19 protein-coding genes are annotated in these 17,282 nt (G+C 45.4%); 5 read left to right on the forward strand and 14 right to left on the reverse strand.

Annotated elements, in window-relative coordinates:
• The 5 genes from A142_RS23650 to A142_RS23670 all read right to left on the reverse strand — a co-directional run.
• Positions 1-506: TRAP transporter large permease subunit (locus A142_RS23650; RefSeq protein WP_019820601.1), on the reverse strand; the 506-nt coding region annotated here is incomplete at its 3' end.
• Entirely contained in the window at positions 503-1,066 is a 564-nt protein-coding gene (locus A142_RS23655) for a TRAP transporter small permease (RefSeq protein ID WP_019820603.1), read from the reverse strand. The genes A142_RS23655 and A142_RS23650, both read right to left, overlap by 4 nt.
• A 145-nt stretch (positions 1,067-1,211) precedes the next feature.
• Positions 1,212-2,207, reverse strand: coding sequence for a TRAP transporter substrate-binding protein (locus A142_RS23660; RefSeq protein WP_019820605.1), 996 nt, complete (start codon positions 2,205-2,207; stop codon positions 1,212-1,214).
• Positions 2,208-2,501: 294 nt separating this feature from the next.
• The gene (locus A142_RS23665) at positions 2,502-3,467 is read right to left on the reverse strand and encodes a LacI family DNA-binding transcriptional regulator (RefSeq protein ID WP_019820606.1); all 966 of its coding nucleotides are present in this window, start codon (positions 3,465-3,467) and stop codon (positions 2,502-2,504) included.
• A gap of 139 nt (positions 3,468-3,606) precedes the next feature.
• Positions 3,607-4,356, reverse strand: coding sequence for an HpcH/HpaI aldolase family protein (locus A142_RS23670; protein WP_019820607.1), 750 nt, complete (start codon positions 4,354-4,356; stop codon positions 3,607-3,609).
• Between the two features lie 341 nt (positions 4,357-4,697).
• Here A142_RS23670 and hisD point away from each other — a divergent pair, with 341 nt between their 5' ends.
• The 4 genes from hisD to A142_RS23690 are packed head-to-tail and all read left to right on the forward strand — an operon-like array spanning position 4,698 to position 8,464.
• Positions 4,698-5,990: a histidinol dehydrogenase gene (hisD, locus tag A142_RS23675; RefSeq protein WP_019820608.1), complete on the forward strand. Its 1,293-nt coding sequence runs from the start codon at positions 4,698-4,700 to the stop codon at positions 5,988-5,990.
• A gap of 1 nt (position 5,991) precedes the next feature.
• The gene (locus A142_RS23680; protein WP_019820609.1) at positions 5,992-6,723 is read left to right on the forward strand and encodes an SDR family NAD(P)-dependent oxidoreductase; all 732 of its coding nucleotides are present in this window, start codon (positions 5,992-5,994) and stop codon (positions 6,721-6,723) included.
• 17 nt (positions 6,724-6,740) lie between these two features.
• On the forward strand, positions 6,741-7,745 hold the full coding sequence (locus A142_RS23685) for a cupin domain-containing protein (RefSeq protein ID WP_019820610.1): 1,005 nt from the start codon (positions 6,741-6,743) through the stop codon (positions 7,743-7,745).
• 2 nt (positions 7,746-7,747) lie between these two features.
• Positions 7,748-8,464: an alpha/beta fold hydrolase gene (locus A142_RS23690; RefSeq protein ID WP_029405310.1), complete on the forward strand. Its 717-nt coding sequence runs from the start codon at positions 7,748-7,750 to the stop codon at positions 8,462-8,464.
• 142 nt (positions 8,465-8,606) lie between these two features.
• On the opposite strand, the gene A142_RS23695 is transcribed toward A142_RS23690, so the two are convergent.
• Entirely contained in the window at positions 8,607-9,494 is an 888-nt protein-coding gene (locus tag A142_RS23695) for a LysR family transcriptional regulator (protein WP_019820612.1), read from the reverse strand.
• A 106-nt stretch (positions 9,495-9,600) separates the two neighbouring features.
• Between A142_RS23695 and A142_RS23700 the strand changes: the two genes are divergently transcribed.
• Positions 9,601-10,563 carry a nitrilase family protein gene (locus A142_RS23700; RefSeq protein WP_019820613.1) on the forward strand — a complete coding sequence of 321 codons (963 nt, stop codon included), beginning with the start codon at positions 9,601-9,603 and terminating at the stop codon, positions 10,561-10,563.
• A 165-nt stretch (positions 10,564-10,728) separates the two neighbouring features.
• Here A142_RS23700 and A142_RS23705 read toward each other — a convergent pair whose 3' ends face one another.
• Genes A142_RS23705 through atpB form a run of 8 tightly spaced genes read right to left on the reverse strand, consistent with a single transcriptional unit; the run spans position 10,729 to position 17,227 of the window.
• The gene (locus A142_RS23705; RefSeq protein WP_019820614.1) at positions 10,729-11,172 is read right to left on the reverse strand and encodes a F0F1 ATP synthase subunit epsilon; all 444 of its coding nucleotides are present in this window, start codon (positions 11,170-11,172) and stop codon (positions 10,729-10,731) included.
• 14 nt (positions 11,173-11,186) lie between these two features.
• The gene (gene atpD / locus A142_RS23710) at positions 11,187-12,572 is read right to left on the reverse strand and encodes a F0F1 ATP synthase subunit beta (protein ID WP_019820615.1); all 1,386 of its coding nucleotides are present in this window, start codon (positions 12,570-12,572) and stop codon (positions 11,187-11,189) included.
• A 44-nt stretch (positions 12,573-12,616) separates the two neighbouring features.
• Positions 12,617-13,486, reverse strand: a complete 870-nt coding sequence (atpG, locus tag A142_RS23715; protein ID WP_019820616.1) for a F0F1 ATP synthase subunit gamma — start codon at positions 13,484-13,486, stop codon at positions 12,617-12,619.
• Positions 13,487-13,533: 47 nt separating this feature from the next.
• Complete coding sequence (gene atpA / locus A142_RS23720) at positions 13,534-15,075, reverse strand: F0F1 ATP synthase subunit alpha (RefSeq protein ID WP_019820617.1); 1,542 nt, start codon at positions 15,073-15,075, stop codon at positions 13,534-13,536.
• A 9-nt stretch (positions 15,076-15,084) separates the two neighbouring features.
• On the reverse strand, positions 15,085-15,636 hold the full coding sequence (locus A142_RS23725; RefSeq protein ID WP_019820618.1) for a F0F1 ATP synthase subunit delta: 552 nt from the start codon (positions 15,634-15,636) through the stop codon (positions 15,085-15,087).
• An 11-nt stretch (positions 15,637-15,647) separates the two neighbouring features.
• On the reverse strand, positions 15,648-16,118 hold the full coding sequence (locus tag A142_RS23730; RefSeq protein WP_017632741.1) for a F0F1 ATP synthase subunit B: 471 nt from the start codon (positions 16,116-16,118) through the stop codon (positions 15,648-15,650).
• Between the two features lie 55 nt (positions 16,119-16,173).
• On the reverse strand, positions 16,174-16,410 hold the full coding sequence (gene atpE / locus A142_RS23735; RefSeq protein ID WP_004730405.1) for a F0F1 ATP synthase subunit C: 237 nt from the start codon (positions 16,408-16,410) through the stop codon (positions 16,174-16,176).
• Positions 16,411-16,456: 46 nt separating this feature from the next.
• Entirely contained in the window at positions 16,457-17,227 is a 771-nt protein-coding gene (gene atpB, locus A142_RS23740; RefSeq protein ID WP_017082381.1) for a F0F1 ATP synthase subunit A, read from the reverse strand.
• Positions 17,228-17,282 lie beyond the last annotated feature (55 nt).

The following is a 17,282-nucleotide window of genomic DNA, read 5'->3' on the forward strand; positions in this document are numbered from 1 at the left end:
TTGGTTACGGATACTTCGGCAGTAATGGCATAGACGATCATCACGACAGACGGTGGAATAATCACACCGATACCGCCTGAAGAAGCGATCAATGCACCGGCAAAGCTGCGGTCGTAGCCTTTTTTAACCATAGACGGAATCATTGTTAAGCCAATAGCCGCAACGGTTGCTGAACCTGTACCAGAGATGGAGGCAAAGAACATACATGCAACGATAGCCACAATCCCTAAACCACCGGTGAAGTGACCAAAGAAGACTTCGGCGACATGCAAAAGACGTTTTGATATACCGCCTTGGCTCATTAGGTTACCGGCCAATGTGAAGAGCACTACGGCCAATAGTGGGAAAGAGTCTAGCCCTGTCACCAAGCCCTGTACTAAAAATTCGATATTTAGGAAGGGTAGGCTCAAGATCGCCAGCATGCTGGCACCTGCGAGTGCGATACCTACGGGAACGCCAATAAGAAGCAGTAATCCGAAACTACCAAATAACAAAGCAGAGGTCATAAGCTTAGCTCCAACAAGCGGTTAGAAGTGCGGTGTTTTGCTTTCAAGTGACGGTAACGGTGTTGCGTGAGTCGAACCGATTTTGGCGAGTAAGCAATAATTGAAATGCGCTTATTGATGCTAACGACAAGGCGAATGGCACTGAGCACGGCACAAACAAGCACAGAGGCATATAAGCATGCAATCGGGATTTCCATTGCTGGAGCGATTTGGCCCAGTTTCAGGCTTCGACCAATCACTTTGAAACCAAACCAGGCAACAGTACAGCTGAAGGCAAGGTAGATAAGATCAGAAAGAATCAAAGTGTAGTGAGTTAGATTACCAGGTAGTTTGTCGATGAACAGACGAATTCGAATATGTCGGTCATCACGAATACAATAGCTGATGCTTAAGTACATCGCCCAAACGAAAAGGTAACGGGCGAGTTCTTCTGCCCAAGCGATTGAGGCGTCGAATAGGCGCAATGCTATCTGTAAACACAGCAGAGCGGTCATTAACGAGATAGAAAGTACGATCAGTGTTGGTTCGAAGTATCGGTCGAACAGGCGAAACCATTTCATACGTAACTCCAAAGAGTGTTGAAAAGGGCAATGAATACCAATGAATGAACAGCATCTCAGGCTTAAAGCTTGACCTTAAGGTGAAGCCTTAAAGCCTGAGTCAATAACGGGCACCCATGAAGGGCTAACAGTCGTGATAGGTGAATTAGAGTTGCTCTATTTCTGTGATCACACTGTCGAAGAGTTCTTCACCGGTTTTGCTACGCAGTTCTTGGTAAACCGCGGCATTCATTTTTTCTTTCATCTGAGCACGTACGTCAGTCGGCACTACGTTTACTGTCATGCCTTTCGCTTCAAGTTCTTTGATGACTTCTTGGTTTTGTTTCGCCGCCAGATCACGCTGGACCGCGATGGTTTCTTGGCTTACTTCATTGATTAGAGCTTGTTGATCGCTTGGTAGAGCGTCCCAGAACTCTTTATTCATGAATAGCACGTAGTTCGTGTAAATATGGTTGGTTAGCGATAGGTACTCTTGTGCTTCATAAAAACGCTCGGCGTAAATTGAGTAAACTGCGCTTTCTTGTGAGTTGATTAAGCCTTGTTGTAGTGAAGTGAAGATCTCACCCCAAGAGAGTGGTGTAGGCGCTGTACCTACCGATTTCCAAGCACTGATTTGTGTTGGGTTAGACGCTGAACGAATTTTTAAACTATTAAGATCTTCAATACTTTCGATAGGTTGCTTGTTGTTAGTGATACTACGAAAACCAACCTCCATGAAACCTAAGCCGTGGAAGCCTTTCGATTCCATTGACGTAAGAAGTGGTTTGCCGATCTTGTCGCTGTCCAATGCCTTGTGTGCTTGTGCTTCATCTTCAAAAAGGTAAAAAACATCAAGCACGTTGAACTCAGGTACGTATGGCGATAGCAATACAGAGGCACCGAATGTCATCTGTAAGTTGCCTTGTTGAACGAGTTCTGTGGTTTCACGAACATCACCCAGTTGTCTTGCTGGGTAGATCTCCACTTCAAGCTCTCCATTTGAACGAGCTTCAAGCTCTTTTTCAAAATGAAGCATTGCTTTGTGAACAGGTGATGTTTCTTGGCTATCGTGAGCAAGACGAATCACATTGCTTGCAAAGGTATTCATGCTAGATAGCGTTAAGCCGAGGGCAGTAATCGAGGTAAAGATTGCGCGTTTCATTGTTCTTCCTTGTTCATCACATGGCTTTTATGTGCATTCATTTGAGCCATGTTGTTCAGTGGGTTATTTATCCGCACTTCATATCCTAATTTTGCATACGAATCCAAAATATAAACGCAGAGCTAACAAGTCAATAACAATTAGGGCGATTTGATAATGAAATTTATGTGAATCGATGAATTTTTAGGCGAGATCACAGAAAAAAGCCCCAATTTGAAATTAGGGCTTTTAGTCTAAAATTGGCGGCGTTAGATGGCAGGTTTACAGCAAACTTGTGAAAGAGGAGAAAGCAGCTTAAGAGATTTTAGCTGTACTCCCGCGCTCTATAATGGTGCCAGGTTCGAGTAGGTATTCGCCTTTAGCATCTACGTTGTCGTTTATCCGTTGCATTAAGTCTTCGACGGCACTTTTCACGATTTTATCGATAGGCTGAGCGATGGTAGTGAGATCATAGCTTGGCCAAGCTGCCATTGGGATATCATCCACGCCCATCACAGCAAAGTCTTGAGGGATAAGGCAGCCGAGCTTTCTTAAGCCATCCATAACGCCCATAGCTAAGATATCATTGGCACAGAACACGGCGTCAGGCTTTGAGGTGTGTTCCATTAACTCTTTGGCTGCTTCTAACCCAGCTTCGAAACTGTATTTAGCGTTTATGTAGATAGGTGAAGCCGCTTCACGCATTTTGGTTGTTTCAGAGAAGCCTGACCAACGTTTATCACTGGTCATTGAGCCTGCGTCACCACTCACGTAAGCCAGCTGTTTGTAACCCTTATCAAGCAAGTAGTCGGCCGCTTGTGTGCCTGCTTGTTGGTTATCTAAGCCTGCACTGTTCGCATTAATGCTTTCTGTATAGCGGTTGATGAGGCTTAAGTGAACACCAAACTTTTCACACTGTGCGAACGCACGAGAGGTGAGACGGCTGGTGGCGATGATCAAACCATCAACTTGGTATTCAATGGCTCTTGAAATCGCAAGGTCTAAGTCGTCTTTGTCGATAGGGCAAAGCACGACTTGACCGCCACGCTTTTGGATTTCCATCGCAAGGGCTCGAGATTGCAAGTCGTACATTGGGTTTGATTCGCTATCAAGTGCGATCGCGACCAGTCCTGAACGATTGGAAATAAGGCTGCGAGCGATCGCATTTGGCGTATAGCCAAGCTTGGTCGCTGCATCCATCACCATTTTACGTTTCTTCTCACTGATACTTGCAGTAGGGCTAAATGCCCGAGAAACGGTAGATTGAGATACGCCGAGCATTTTGGCGACATCAATAGAAGTAACTTTCGCTTTTATGGTGAATCTCCTTATAACGCGATAAATCCAAGCGCAATGACACATTTAATGAGTCTGGTTTGATAATTACAATACGTGTAACCGTTGAAATCACAAACAAAAATTATGAATTCATGACGGCTTGCTCATTTCGAAAGCCATCAATGATCATTTTGTGTTCAGAACCGACGCAAAAGAAGTTAACGCCAAGCTCTTTCCAGTGACGCGCCGCTTGGGCATTGGCGACGAACATACCTACAGGTTTTTTGGCTTTCTGAGCTGCTTCAATGACTTTGATACTTGCTTCGCGCACACACTCTTCATTTACATTTGATGCGCCGTAAGATACCGCCAAATCCACTTGACCGATAAAGAGTGCATCGATGCCTTCCACTTTTGCTATCGACTCTGCATTTACCACACCCTCTGGATCTTCAATTTGAGCAATCACAACCGTGTTGTTCTGGCTGTCTTTTAGGTGGTTGGCCATCGGTTTGGTTGCGTATTTTGCTGCGCGGCTTGAGCCAGCATAGCCTCGGCCACCTTCACCATAATGGGACATCTTCACTAACTTTTCTGCTTGCTTGGCACTGCATACGTGTGGGATCTGGATTCCTGTCGCACCGCAATCTAACGCATTCAAAATGGTCGACGGCTGGCTATCTTGAACTCGAACCACGCAAGGGAGTTGATTAGCGCGCGCAGCAAGAATACAGCTATCCAGTGTCGATCGATCAAAAGGGGCGTGTTCTGCGTCTAGCACAATGAAAGGGAGTTCAGCCAACGCCAGCACTTCAATGATGTGTGGGTGAGGGGTTTTAACAAAAGTTCCAAGTAGCTCGGTGTTGCTTAATGTGTTCTTGAAGTTATCCATTACTTTCTATTCTCCATTACTTTTTGTTTTCTTTTGCAAAGGTATGCAAAACTTAACATGTGTTGTTGTAAAAAAAGAGTAAAAATAATGTGATCAATGCAACATAAATTGATTGTATTTTAATCCGATAAGTATCGCATCTGGTCGTTTTTAAATGATTTTTACCTTTAAAACAATAATTTGCATTTGATTTTTTAAGTCGAGAAATGAATTTGCCAAGTGTTAAAAAAATGTTTATGTTTGTTTTGCATTCGTATCCAAAAGTATACAAAACAAAAAATAAACTCTGTTAAAACTACACATAAGCAAACACTAGGCATACGCCACAAGGAGAATTAAGCATGGCTCGCATTCTAAAACACGGCATCACTGAAGAAGCATCAGCATCAAACAACGCGCAAGTACGTCAAACGGTTGAGAACATTCTTTCTGACATCGAAAAGAAAGGTGACAGTGCAGTACGTGAGCTTTCAGAAAAATTTGATAACTGGTCTCCGGAGCAGTTTCGCTTAACAGATGACCAAATTCAGGCATGTGTGGACGCATTGGATGAATCTACTAAGCACGACATTGAATTTGCACAAACACAGGTTCGCAACTTCGCTCAGATTCAACGTGACTCAATGCATGATGTAGAAGTAGAGACGATGCCGGGTGTTGTACTGGGCCACAAAAACGTGCCAGTAAACAGTGTTGGTTGTTACATCCCAGGTGGTAAGTACCCATTGGTTGCATCAGCGCACATGAGTGTTCTTACTGCGAAAGTGGCTGGCGTGAAGCGTGTGATTGCTTGTGCTCCTCCTTTTAATGGTCAACCAAATGTGGCGATTGTTGCGGCAATGGCGATGGCTGGAGCGGATGAGATTTACTGTTTTGGCGGTGTACAAGCGGTAGGTGCGATGGCGCTTGGTACAGAAACGATTGCTCCAGTTGATATGATCGTTGGTCCGGGTAACGCATTTGTTGCAGAGGCAAAACGTCAGCTGTTTGGTCGTGTTGGTATTGACTTGTTTGCTGGCCCAACAGAGACGCTTGTTATTGCAGACGAAGAGGGATGTGACCCTGAATTAGCAGCAGCGGACTTACTTGGTCAAGCTGAGCACGGTTACAACTCTCCAGCGGTATTGCTAACGAATAGCGAGACTTTTGCAGAAGAAACAGTTAAAGAGATTGAGCGTCAGCTAACGATTCTTCCTACTGCTGAAGTCGCTGGTAAAGCTTGGGAAAACTACGGTCAGGTTATTGTTTGTGATAACTACGAAGAGATGGTTGAAGTGGCAGATGATATTGCTTCTGAGCACGTCCAAGTAATGACAAAAGATCCTAAGTACTTCCTAGATAACATGACTAACTACGGCGCGTTGTTCTTAGGTCGTGAGACAAACGTTTCTTACGGCGACAAATGTATCGGCACTAACCATACGCTGCCAACAAACAAAGCAGCACGCTACACCGGTGGTCTGTGGGTTGGTAAATTCATTAAAACATGTACTTACCAGCGCGTAACTGAAGCGGCTTCGCTAAAAGTAGGTGAGTACTGTTCACGTCTGTGTGCACTAGAAGGTTTCGCTGGCCATAAAGAGCAAGCAGACATTCGTGTACGTCGCTACAAAGAAAAATCGGTAGAGGCATAACATGACAAAACTCGCCTTAGTTACAGGCGGCAGTGGCGGCATCGGTGCCGCCATATGTCACAAATTAGCGCAATCTGGCTATCGCGTTGTATTTACCTACAACAGCAATGAGGTTGCAGCTCAACAGATCTTGGACAGCTTGCAAGGTTCAGGTCATGCGATGTATCAACTGAATGTTGAAGACAGTTCAGCGATTGGCGCTTTGGCCGAACAAGTTAAAGAGTCGTCGGATTCATTAGACTTGCTAGTGAACTGCGCTGGTATGACGAAATTTGTCGCGCACAATGATTTAGCATCTTTGAATGATGAGCTGATAGATAAGATCTTCCGCGTCAATGTTCGCGCTCCATTTGCGATGGTTCGTGCGTTTGAGGCTTTACTTCGCAGCGCTAAGGGTTGCGTAGTAAACATTACCTCGATTGCAGCGCAAACCGCAATGGGTAGCAACGTGGCGTACTGTGCGAGTAAATCAGCGGTTGAAAACATGACACGTTCATTAGGCCGCGCTTTATCTCCAGATATCCGAGTACTCGCTGTTGCTCCTGGCTTAGTGGATACCGAATTTGTCAAAGGGTTAGATGATGAATGGCGCAATGCACAAGAGCAGTCGACACCGCTTAAACGATTAGCGAGTGATGAAGAGGTTGCGAATGCCGTTTATGCAGCCGCAGAGCTACTGACATTTTCAACCGGAACTACCATCGCCGTCGATGGTGGAAGACCGCTAGGTTAGGTAAGAAGGAATTTAGAATGACCCTACAAAATAAAATAAATAACAATCTGGTTCGTTACATGGAGCTTATCCCAGGCACGAGTGCTTTCATTGATGCACGTACTCCGGGAAGCGATCTAAAAGACAACTTCTGTATCATTGGTGCTGGTGTGGCTGAAAGCAGCCGTCAGCATGTTCATATCCGTGAAACTGCTGGCTTTAACATTGGTGCAGCTGGTCAGCCTCCAGGCATTAAGAACTCTCTGCACTCTCATCATACTGCTGAGCTATTCGTTGTCTTCAAAGGTCAGTTTAGATTCTACTGGGGTAACGAAGGTGAACACGAAGCGGTATTGTCGCACGGCGATGTTATCTCGATTCCAACTAACCTGTTTCGAGGCTTTGAGGTTGTAGGGCGTGATTACGGCTTTATGTACTCTGTGTTAGGTGGTGACAACTCTGGCGGTGGCGTGGTTTGGCACCCAAGTGTGATTACAGACAGCCAAGGCTACGGTTTATACCTAAAAGCAGACGGCACGCTGGTTGATACTATTGATGGTGATGCAGTGCCTAGTGAGTCTGAATTGATGCCACTGCTAACGGACGAAGAGCTGAGCAAGTTCGATACGTACACAGCTAAGCAGATGATGCCTTTCGTAGCATTGAAAAAGGATTACCGAGAAATCTCAGGTGACTTTGACAAGCCTGGCGTTAAACAGTTTGCATTAACGGGCCACCCGTCTGCGAGCTACGACTTCCAAGTTAAGAGCGTGGATGATGTAAGTATCATGGCGTACGAGTTAACGGAAGGTGCGAGTATTCCTGTTCACCAACGTGATGAAAAGCAGGTGTTGATTAACTTTGAAGGCGATACCTTGCTTAATCTTGTGAAAGATGGCGAACAAGCTCAACTGGTGTTGACGAGTGGCGATGTATTTAGTGTACCCGCAGGTGCATCGTACAGCCTTGAGAACCTCAGAGGCACGAGCTTCACTTACGTGGTATTGGGTTCTGACCAGCCACAAACACTGCAGGGTAATTAATGATGAAACCAGAAGTACCACTGTTATGGTTACCTGGTTTGTTATGTGATGAAGCGTTGTTTCAAGACGTCAATAAAGAGCTGCCCGATTGGGTGGCTCCTTTTACTTGTGACTTGGGAGCCGACATATCCATGCAAGCCTTAGCGAGTAAAGTGCTAGATAACGCTCCGGAAAATTTCGTACTTGGTGGCTTGTCTATGGGCGGCATTCTTGCGTTCGAAGTTTTTCGACAAGCGCCACAACGCGTGAAAGGTTTGATCTTAATGGACACCAATTCTGCAGATGAAAAGCCAGAAGTGTCAGAGAAGAGAAACGCCTTGGTTGATAAAGCAAAAGCAGGGGGGGAGTTTGGGTCAATAACGCCTGATATCTTAATGCCGGTGCTAATTCATCCGAACCAGCTAGCGAATCAAGAGCTGACTCAAAGAATTACGCAAATGGCGAACAATATCGGCGTTGAAAAGTTTGAAGCTCACGCTCAAGCTTTGGCGACCCGTCCTGATGCAAGACCACTACTGGCCGACATTCAGGTTCCTACGTTAATCATTACTGGGAAAGACGACCTGCTATGTCCAATCGATAATCACCTGTTAATGGCAAAACACATCAATCAGGTATCGCTTCATGTCATTCCTGATTGCGGACACTTATCGACAATGGAGCAACCAAAGATAGTTGCACAACATATTCGTAGCTGGTTTGAAGCCAATCAGCTTTGATTGTTAATAGTGAACTGTCGAAGTCACTTTTCTGTCGAGTATGCAATATAAAGTACAGTGCGCTTTATATTGCCCTTGTCACTTGCACTGCACTTGCCACCGCACTTTGCACCTTACCTAAGCACTAATAGCCATCGCTGACTTATAAGCTGTTTCCTACCTGCTTCGCCACAAACTCTACGAACCTATCCCTGAGTGGGTTTTCACTCTCTCCATTCCATATTAATCCGACAGGCCAAGTGGCGTGCTTACCTTGTAACGCAATGAACTCAACATTGGTATTGCTAATGTACTGCGCGCTGCTAGGTACAATGGTGAAACCGATATTGGCCGATACTAATGCTAGCAGGGTAAGAATGTCGTCGGCTTCTTGTGCCTTTGATAGGTCGATATTATTGGCGAGGCAATATTGTTGAATCTGTCTGTCTAATCCGGGGCCACGGTGTTGGGCGAGCTTTAGGTAAGGCCACTTCGCTAACTCAGAGATAACTTGAACTTTATTTGCCGCTTGCTTGAGAAGATCTTTGTGAATGGCTATCACAAGGGAGTCATTGAATAGGGTTAGGCTTTCTAAATCCGATGATTCTGGTATCCGATTGAAGCTGATATCGAGTTCATGGTTTGACAGTTCATCCGTCTGTTGCTTGGAAGGTGTGTCATTTAAGGTGATATGAACGTCTGAGTATCGTTGTTTATAAGCGGCAATAAGCTTGGGTGCTTCATGATAAGTAGACACGCCAAAGCCAATGTTTAAATGCCCCTGAGTTCCGTTCACCACAGAGCCTGACAGCTGCTCAAACGCTTGCATTGAATGAACCAAACGTTGGGCTTCTGCCAGTAACGTTTTTCCTGCGTGCGTGAGCTCTGCGCCATTTCTGCCACGAGAAAACAAAGATGCCCCAATGTTGGATTCAAGTCTTTGAATCTTTTTAGTGAGTGCCGATTGAGTTATGTAGAGCTGCTCTGACGCCAAACGGTAATTTCCCGATTTAGCCAGCTGACAAAATGCCTTCAGTAGATCAAATTCCATTCCAAATGCTCATTGAATTGAGAATATGTTTCATTATATGGAATTGAATTGATTTTTTATACTGAGTTCATACCAAATAAGATAAAGCGGAATTTGAGGACGAATCATGAAAAGAGACATCAAAGTAGCATCGGTTCAGTTTAACCATCATGCAGGCGACAAACCGTATAACTTGTCGGTGATTGAGCAATACGTTCAACAGGCAGCGAACAATGGTGTGGAGATTATCAGCTTCCCAGAAATGTGTATCACAGGGTATTGGCATGTGTCTGAATTATCACGAGGAGAGATAGAAGCTCTCGCAGAACCAGTCCCGAATGGCGAATCGACTCAAATATTAATTTCGCTAGCTACGCAATTTGGCATCAGTGTTGGCGCTGGTTTGATAGAGCAGGGTTGCGATGGCGAGCTATACAACACCTATGTATTTGCCATGCCCAATGGTGAGGTACAGAAGCACCGCAAACTGCACACCTTCGTTAGCCCATACATGAGCAGCGGTGACCAATATACTGTGTTCGATACACCTCATGGATGCAAAGTCGGTATCTTGATTTGCTGGGATAACAACTTGGTTGAGAACGTACGAATTACTGCGTTGAAAGGGGCTGATATATTGATTGCACCGCACCAGACGGGTGGTTGTCAATCACGCAGCCCGAACGCGATGAAACGAATTGACCCAGAGCTATGGTTCAACCGAGATGAAAACCCAGAGGCGATTCGCGCAGAAATGCAGGGTAAGAATGGCCGTGAATGGTTAATGCGTTGGTTGCCTGCAAGAGCACACGATAACGGTATGTTTGTGGTGTTCAGCAATGGCGTTGGTGTGGATATGGATGAAGTCAGAACTGGCAATGCGATGATCTTAAGCCCTTATGGGGAAATCATCACAGAGACGGACAGCGTTGATAACGACATGGTAATTGCAGAGCTAAAAGCCGAAGAGTTGGAGATGTGTACCGGAAGGCGTTGGATTCGCGGTCGTAAGCCGGAGTTATATCATTCGCTGACGCAGCCGTTAGGTCATGAACTGGACCCACACCAAGCGCGTTTTGCAGAGAAATAATGTTGTAAGCGCTGCTGAAAAAGGATGTATTGGGAACGGTCAAAAGGGTGGGGGAATTGAAAGAGAAGTGAGGGTTATTGATGTAGTCTACCCACTTAAACTGTTTTTAAGTGGGTAGACTATCTTACACACTAAGCATCTAGCACCAGCATCTAAGCTCTATTGTCAGTGACGAGTGCGAGAAGACGTCAGTTCTGATGCACGTAACTGAGCAACGGCTTTCGCCAATTCTAGCTGAGCTTGTGCAAAGTTGATGTCTATGTTGCCCTTGTTGATGTTCTCTAGAGCGGCATATTTCGCTTCTTCTGCGCGAGCGCGGTCAATGTCTTTACCATGCAAGGCCGTGTCGGCTAATAACGTAACCACATCCGGCTGAACTTCCAGCATCCCACCAGAGACATACAGCACTTGGCCTTCTGATTTAGGGTCTGTAACAAACACGGTTACGCCCGGTTTGATCTTACTGAGAAGCGGGGAGTGACCGGGGCGAATCCCCAGTTCACCATCAGCGCCAGAAACGGCTAGGGCATACGCTGGACCTGAAAACAGCGTACCTTCCGCACTTACAATATTAAGTTGAAATGTATTATCTGTAATTCCGATAGCCATGGTGCACCTACCTCTTAGAGTGATTTTGCTTTGTTAAGCACTTCGTCGATAGAGCCACAGTACAAGAACGCTTGCTCTGGGATATCGTCATATTCACCGCTTAACAGACCTTTAAAGCCTCTTAGTGTTTCGCTTAGCGGTACAAACACACCTTTCTGACCGGTAAACACTTCGGCTACGTGGTAAGGCTGTGTTAAGAAACGTTCAATCTTACGAGCGCGAGATACGGTCTGTTTGTCTTCAGTAGACAGCTCATCCATACCAAGAATCGCGATGATGTCTTTTAGCTCTTTGTAGCGTTGCAGCGTTGTTTGTACTTTTTGTGCAATGTCGTAGTGCTCTTGACCAACAACAAGCGGGTCCAACTGGCGAGAGGTTGAATCCAATGGATCAATCGCAGGGTAGAGGCCCAATGCCGCGATATTACGAGACAGTACAACGGTCGCATCTAAGTGAGCAAAGGTTGTTGCTGGTGATGGATCGGTCAAGTCATCCGCAGGTACGTATACCGCTTGGATAGACGTGATAGAGCCTTGTCTAGTTGAAGTGATACGCTCTTGAAGCACGCCCATCTCTTCAGCGAGTGTTGGTTGGTAACCTACTGCTGAAGGCATACGACCTAGCAGAGCTGATACCTCAGTCCCGGCAAGCGTGTAACGGTAAATGTTATCAATGAACAACAGTACGTCACGACCTTCATCACGGAAGCGCTCAGCCATAGTTAGGCCTGTAAGTGCTACACGTAGACGGTTTCCCGGTGGCTCGTTCATTTGGCCGTAAACCATGGCTACTTTGTCTAGTACACCCGCTTCTTTCATTTCGTAGTAGAAGTCGTTACCTTCACGAGTACGCTCACCTACACCGGTAAATACAGAAAGACCTGAGTGGGCTTTGGCGATGTTGTTGATAAGCTCCATCATGTTGACGGTTTTACCTACGCCAGCACCACCGAACAGACCAATTTTACCACCCTTAGCGAATGGACAGATAAGGTCGATAACCTTAACGCCTGTTTCTAGAAGCTCAGTGCTGTTTGCTTGTTCTTCATAAGAAGGGGCTTCACGGTGAATCTCGTAGTTCTCTTTCTGACCGATTTCACCACATTCATCGATAGGTTGACCAAGCACGTTCATGATACGACCTAGCGTTTCTTCGCCGACAGGAACCGTGATTGGAGAGCCTGTGTTTTCAACCGTTAGGCCACGACGTAAGCCATCTGAAGTACCCATTGCAATACAACGAACGATATTGCTACCCAATTGCTGCTGTACTTCCAATACTAACGAGCTTGCTTCGTCGCTAGTCACTTTCAATGCATCATAAACGCGTGGGCTGTTGCCGCCGCTGAACTCGACGTCAACCACCGCGCCGATTACTTTAACTATTTTTCCAACACTCATTCTTAAATCCTCAAATTCTGTTCTTGACCCAGTCTTTTCTAGCCCTAGACAGCTTGGGCTCCTGAGACTATTTCACTCAGCTCTTGGGTAATGGCAGCCTGACGCGCCTTGTTGTAAACCAACTGCAAGTCATCAATGAGTTGGCCTGCGTTATCAGTCGCCGCTTTCATAGCGACCATTCGGGCTGCTTGCTCACAGGCAATGCTCTCAACAATGCCTTGATACACTTGCGATTCGATGTATCGATGTAACAGTTCTGAGAGTATGTCTTTGGGTGCTTGCTCATAGATGTAGTCCCAACGACGTGCTTTCTTAGGCTCACTACCTTCCTCTGTGTCTGAAGGGTGGGGGAGCAACTGCAAGGTCGTTGGCGCTTGAACCATGGTGTTGACGAACTGGTTGTAAACGAGATACAAGCTATCAATTTTGCCTTCGTCGTAATGCCCCAGCATCGCGTTCACCGTACCTAAGATGTCTTCTAACTTAGGGGTATCGCCAAGACTTGACGTTTGTGCAATAACGTTGCCGCCGCGGTGGAAGAACGAGATAGCCTTAGATCCCACTAAGGTTGTTTCTACCTCGACTCCCTTGGTGCGCCATTGCTCCATTTCTTCTAACACTTTCTTGAACAAGTTTGAGTTCAAGCCACCACACAAGCCGCGATCGGACGAGATAATGATGTAAGCGACACGCTTAGGTTCACGCTGTTGTAGGTAAGGGTGCTGGTATTCCAGTGAACCCGATGCGACGTGAGAGATAACTTTGCGCATGTTCTCGGCATAGGGACGCGTTAACGTCATGTTGTCCTGAACCTTACGCATCTTACTTGCCGCAACCATCTCCATTGCACTGGTGATTTTCTGAGTGTTACTAACACTGCCTATCTTGGTGCGAATTTCTTTAGTATTTGCCATTATCTGCTCCTAATTTGTTTTGATTTCCAGCCAACAAACCGGAGCGTTTACCAAGCTTTCAACGCTACAAAGTCACCAAGCAGTTTTGCAAGTGCACTGTCGATCTCATCGTTGTAGTCACCGTTGGCATTGATGGTGTCGAACAACTCTGGGTTCTGAGCTTGTGCGTAAGCAATTAACTCTTCTTCGAAACGCGCCACTTTGTGCAACTCTACGTCAGCCAAATAGCCTTTTTCTGCTGCGTAGATAACCGTTGCTTGCTCAGCGACAGACATTGGAGAGTATTGTTTTTGCTTCATCAGCTCGGTTACACGTTCACCATGGTCAAGCTGTTTACGTGTCATCTCATCTAGGTCAGAAGAGAACTGAGCGAACGCAGCTAGCTCACGGTATTGAGCTAATGACGTACGGATACCGCCCGACAATTTCTTGATGATCTTGCACTGTGCTGCACCACCCACACGAGATACCGAGATACCTGGGTCAACTGCAGGACGTAAGCCTGAGTTAAACAGTTGGGTTTGAAGGAAAACCTGACCATCGGTGATTGAGATTACGTTCGTTGGTACAAATGCCGACACGTCACCCGCTTGAGTTTCGATGATAGGAAGCGCTGTTAATGAGCCAGTTTGGCCTTTAACTTCACCGTTAGTGAACTTCTCTACATACTCTGCATTCACTCTTGCTGCACGTTCTAGAAGGCGTGAGTGAAGGTAAAATACGTCGCCAGGGAAAGCTTCACGACCCGGTGGGCGTTTAAGTAGCAATGAAATTTGACGATAAGCAACCGCTTGTTTTGATAGGTCATCATAGATGATCAGGGCATCTTCACCGCGGTCACGGAAGTATTCGCCCATTGTGCAACCCGCATAAGGCGCTAGGTATTGAAGTGCTGCAGACTCTGATGCTGATGCCACAACGACGATGGTGTTTTTTAGTGCATCGTGGTCTTCGAGTTTACGAACCACGTTAGCGATAGTGGATGCTTTTTGGCCAATCGCTACATACACACATTTGATGCCAGAATCTTTCTGATTGATGATTGCATCGATAGCGAGCGCTGTTTTACCTGTTTGACGGTCACCGATGATAAGTTCACGTTGACCACGACCGATAGGCACCATGGTATCAACGGCTTTATAACCGGTTTGAATGGGCTGATCGACTGACTTACGCTCGATTACACCTGGTGCAATCACTTCTACTGGGTCAAGACGGTCACAGCTTACTGGGCCTTTACCATCGATGGGTTCGCCTAGTGTGTTCACGACACGACCAAGAAGCCCGTTACCTACTGGTACTTCCAAGATACGACCGGTACCTTTTACCTTCATACCTTCAGATAGGTCAGTGTAGGGGCCCATAACAACGGCACCGACTGAGTGGGTATCAAGGTTAAGTGCGAGTGCATACTTGGCACCCGGTAGCTCAATCATCTCACCTTGCATCACATCCGCTAGGCCATTAATGGTGATGATTCCGTCACGAACCGATACGATAGTGCCTTCATTGCGAGCTTCGGTGCTCACATTAAACTTCGCGATGCGATTTTTGATTAGATCGCTGATTTCATTAGAATTTAATTGCATAATTGTTACCTATCTCGCGTGAAGCTGATTAGCTAATCGGTTAATTGATGTATTTAAAGAACCATCGATAACGGTTTCACCCGCTTTGATAACAATCCCGCCAACCAGCGTGTCATCAATAACCTGTTCCATTTCAAGTTGACGCTCTAATTTCTTCTCAAGTGCAGCCGTTAGGGAGATAACCTGATCTTGTGTAAGCAATTCTGAACTGGTGACAGTGACAGGAATTACACGTTCATGTTCGTCCTTTAGATCGCTGAACAAGTTAAACAGGTCTCTTATCACTGAAAGACGGCCATTCTCAGCCAAGACTCGAATAAGATTGATGACATGGTCATCAACGAGCCCTTGGCAAATATGAATGAAGAGATTGGCCAGTTCTTCAGATTGCTGTGTGTGAACACCTTCTGCTGATGAAATCTGCTTAGCGATCGTTTCTTCTTCCGCTACCGTCACAAGAATCGACAGCATTGAGTGCCACTCTTGCAACTTGTTTTCACCTAAAGCAAAGTCGAACGATGCCTTGGCGTAGGGATGAGCAATATTGGTGTAATCTGACATATTGCCTCCGTTTAGAGTTCGCTAATCAATTGATCAACTAACGCTCGGTTCGTTTCAGAATCTAGGTTTTTGCTAATCAGTTTTTGTGCACTTTGAATAACAGCGTCTGCCATGTCCGCCTGAAGCTCACGGCGTAACTTTTGACGTTCGCCTTCGAGTTCAGCTCTACCTTGTTCTAAGATGCGTGCCTTCTCTTGCTCGGCTTCTTCGTGAGCTAAGCTGATGATTTCATTGCGGCGTTTTTTGCCTTGTTCAATCAGTTCAGTCACGTTTCTTTTTGCATCTTCGACGAGTTGTGCGCCATTCGATTTCGCTAGTTCTAGCTCTTTCGCGGCATTCTCTGAGTGGCGTAAACCATCAGCGATTTCTTTTTGGCGCTCGTCTAACATTGCGGTGAGAGGGGGCCATACATATTTCATGCACAGCCAAACAAAAATCACGAAGGATATTGCTTGTCCAAACATGCTTGCATTTAAGTTCATACCTTCCTCACTAAATCTTGATTATTTACAAATCGATCTTTTCAAAGCTATTTAATTAAGCCACGGCAAAGATGATGTATAGACCGATACCAACACCGATCATCGGTACAGCATCCACAAGGCCCATCATGATGAAGAATTGAGTACGAAGCATTGGAGTAAGATCCGGTTGACGAGCAACACCTTCAAGGTATTTACCTGCTAAGTTACCAATACCAGATGCCGCACCCGCTGCACCTAAACCGATCAGTAATGCACCTGCTACATATAAAACTGCGCTTACGATATCCATTTGTATCTCCGATAAATAATGTGTTAGTTAATTTTTTAGTTATTAATTAATGGTGTTCTTCTGTTGCCATTGCTAAATAAACAACGGTCAGTACCATAAATATAAATGCTTGTAAGAATACGATTAATATGTGGAATAAAGCCCATGGAACACTTAGTGCCCATTGCATCCACCAAGGCATTAGTGCGATAAGGATGAATATCATCTCGCCTGCATACATATTTCCGAATAATCGTAAGCCTAGCGATATTGGCTTTGAAATTAATGTTATTAATTCAAGAACAAAGTTAACAGGATATAAAAGAGGGTTATCAAATGGCTGAGTAGTTAGCTCTTTGATAAAGCCTTTCAAACCTTTATTTTTAAACGTATAAGTTAACAATAAAATAAACACACCGAGTGCCATCGACATTGGGATATTTACATCCGCTGTCGGTAGGTCTCTAAAGTGCTCTAAACCCATTACACGAGTTAACCCTGGTATTAAATCTATAGGCAATAGGTCGACTGCATTCATTAACAACACCCAAACAAAAGTGGTTAATGCCAGTGGCCCTATTAATTTATCCTCCGCTTGAAAAATCTCTTTGACTAGGTTGTTAACGAAATCAAAGATAAGCTCGATAAAACATTGAAAACGACCTGGAACACCGCTAGTGCCCTTGGTCACTACATATCGAAAAGCTCCAATAAACAGTAAACCCGTGATCCAAGATACCAACATTGAGTCAATGTTGAACGCCCAGAAACCATCACCTGTAGTTAAGAAGGTTAAGTGATGCTCTATGTATTCGTGAGCGGTAGTGACTTGATCCATACTACACGTACTCCGATCTTGTAGAGGCTTTGTTGCGTAATTCAATGGAACTAAA

Origin of the sequence: Vibrio splendidus 12E03 (assembly GCF_000272105.2) — a bacterium.
In the GTDB taxonomy this organism is placed as follows: domain Bacteria; phylum Pseudomonadota; class Gammaproteobacteria; order Enterobacterales; family Vibrionaceae; genus Vibrio; species Vibrio splendidus_I.